Origin of the sequence: Alkalihalobacillus pseudalcaliphilus, from assembly GCF_028610675.1 — a bacterium.
Taxonomy (GTDB): domain Bacteria; phylum Bacillota; class Bacilli; order Bacillales; family Bacillaceae_D; genus Alkalihalobacillus; species Alkalihalobacillus pseudalcaliphilus.
Genome location: NZ_JAQQWS010000027.1, coordinates 1 through 2,969, shown reverse-complemented (window position 1 = coordinate 2,969; position 2,969 = coordinate 1). Strand labels below are relative to the sequence as shown.

Sequence of the window (2,969 nt, the reverse complement as noted above, 5' to 3'; positions counted from 1 at the left end):
GAAAACATGTGTCAAGAAAAAGTAATGGATAAGTCCTCGACCGATTAGTATCTGTCAGCTCCACGTGTCGCCACGCTTCCACACCAGACCTATCAACCTCATCATCTCTAAGGGGTCTTACTGGATTAACTCCATGGGAAATCTCATCTTGAGGGGGGCTTCATGCTTAGATGCTTTCAGCACTTATCCCGTCCACACGTAGCTACCCAGCGATGCTCCTGGCGGAACAACTGGTACACCAGCGGTGTGTCCATCCCGGTCCTCTCGTACTAAGGACAGCTCCTCTCAAATTTCCTGCGCCCGCGACGGATAGGGACCGAACTGTCTCACGACGTTCTGAACCCAGCTCGCGTACCGCTTTAATGGGCGAACAGCCCAACCCTTGGGACCTACTTCAGCCCCAGGATGCGATGAGCCGACATCGAGGTGCCAAACCTCCCCGTCGATGTGGACTCTTGGGGGAGATAAGCCTGTTATCCCCAGGGTAGCTTTTATCCGTTGAGCGATGGCCCTTCCATGCGGAACCACCGGATCACTAAGCCCGACTTTCGTCCCTGCTCGACTTGTAGGTCTCGCAGTCAAGCTCCCTTTTGCCTTTGCACTCTACGAATGATTTCCAACCATTCTGAGGGAACCTTTGGGCGCCTCCGTTACTGTTTAGGAGGCGACCGCCCCAGTCAAACTGCCCACCTGACACTGTCCCTGAACCGGATCACGGTCCGAGGTTAGAATGTCAGCACAGTCAGGGTAGTATCCCACCGACGCCTCCACCGAAGCTAGCGCTCCGGCTTCCAAGGCTCCTACCTATCCTGTACAAACTGTACCAACATCCAATATCAAGCTACAGTAAAGCTCCATGGGGTCTTTCCGTCCTGTCGCGGGTAACCTGCATCTTCACAGGTACTATAATTTCACCGGGTCTCTCGTTGAGACAGTATCCAAATCGTTACACCATTCGTGCGGGTCGGAACTTACCCGACAAGGAATTTCGCTACCTTAGGACCGTTATAGTTACGGCCGCCGTTTACTGGGGCTTCAATTCAGAGCTTCTCCGCGTAAGCGGATAACCCCTCCTCTTAACCTTCCAGCACCGGGCAGGTGTCAGCCCCTATACTTCGCCTTGCGGCTTCGCAGAGACCTGTGTTTTTGCTAAACAGTCGCTTGGATCTTTTCACTGCGGCTCTCTCAGGCGTAAACCTTACCAGAGCACCCCTTCTCCCGAAGTTACGGGGTCATTTTGCCGAGTTCCTTAACGAGAGTTCTCCCGAGCGTCTTAGAATTCTCTTCTCGCCTACCTGTGTCGGTTTGCGGTACGGGCACCTCTCACCTCGCTAGAGGCTTTTCTTGGCAGTGTAGAATCAGGAACTTCGGTACTATAATTTCCCTCGCCATCACAGCTCAGCCTTATGTGAGAAGCGGATTTGCCTACTTCTCAGCCTAACTGCTTGGACGTGCCTATCCATCAGCACGCTTACCCTATCTTTCTGCGTCCCCCCATTACTCAAACGGTGAGGAGGTGGTACAGGAATTTCAACCTGTTGTCCATCGCCTACGCTTTTCAGCCTCGGCTTAGGTCCCGACTAACCCTGAGCGGACGAGCCTTCCTCAGGAAACCTTGGGCTTTCGACGGAGGGGATTCTCACCCCTCTTTTCGCTACTCATACCGGCATTCTCACTTCTAAACGCTCCACCAGTCCTCTCGGTCTGACTTCGCTGCATTTAGAACGCTCCCCTACCACTGACACCTATTGGTGTCAATCCATAGCTTCGGTGATACGTTTAGCCCCGGTACATTTTCGGCGCAGAGTCACTCGACCAGTGAGCTATTACGCACTCTTTAAATGGTGGCTGCTTCTAAGCCAACATCCTGGTTGTCTAAGCAACTCCACATCCTTTTCCACTTAACGTATACTTGGGGACCTTAGCTGATGGTCTGGGCTGTTTCCCTCTTGACTACGGATCTTAGCACTCGCAGTCTGACTCCCGAGGATAAGTAATTGGCATTCGGAGTTTGACTGAATTCGGTAATCCTGTGGGGACCCCTAGTCCAATCAGTGCTCTACCTCCAATACTCTCACCTCGAGGCTAGCCCTAAAGCTATTTCGGGGAGAACCAGCTATTTCCGAGTTCGATTGGCATTTCACCCCTACCCACACCTCATCCCCGCATTTTTCAACATGCGTGGGTTCGGGCCTCCATTCAGTGTTACCTGAACTTCACCCTGGACATGGGTAGATCACACGGTTTCGGGTCTACGACGGCGTACTCATGCGCCCTATTCAGACTCGCTTTCGCTACGGCTCCGCTTTTTCAGCTTAACCTTGCACGACATCGTAACTCGCCGGTTCATTCTACAAAAGGCACGCTGTCACCCATTAACGGGCTCCAACTAGTTGTAGGCACACGGTTTCAGGATCTCTTTCACTCCCCTTCCGGGGTGCTTTTCACCTTTCCCTCACGGTACTGGTTCACTATCGGTCACTAGGTAGTATTTAGCCTTGGGAGATGGTCCTCCCGGATTCCGACGGGGTTTCACGTGTCCCGCCGTACTCAGGATCCACTCTGGAGGAAACGAAGTTTCGGCTACGGGGTTGTTACCCTCTCTGACGGACCTTTCCAGGTCGCTTCACCTACTCCGTTTCTTTTTGACTCCGTATAGAGTGTCCTACAACCCCAAGAGGCAAGCCTCTTGGTTTGGGCTCTTTCCGTTTCGCTCGCCGCTACTCAGGAAATCGAATTTCTTTCTTTTCCTCTGGGTACTTAGATGTTTCAGTTCCCCAGGTCTGCCTTCTCATATCCTATGTATTCAGATATGGATACCATCCTATTAAAGATGGTGGGTTCCCCCATTCGGATATCCCCGCTTCAAAGCTTACTTACAGCTCCACGAGGCGTTTCGCCGTTCGTCGCGTCCTTCTTCGGCTCCTAGTGCCAAGGCATTCACCGTGCGCCCTTTCTAACTTAACCAT

General features: G+C 52.5%; 1 rRNA gene. It reads right to left on the bottom strand.

Annotated features, from left to right (window positions below):
• Positions 1-24 precede the first annotated feature (24 nt).
• Positions 25-2,967 (bottom strand): 23S ribosomal RNA (locus tag PQ479_RS21770).
• Between the last annotated feature and the right edge of the window lie 2 nt (positions 2,968-2,969).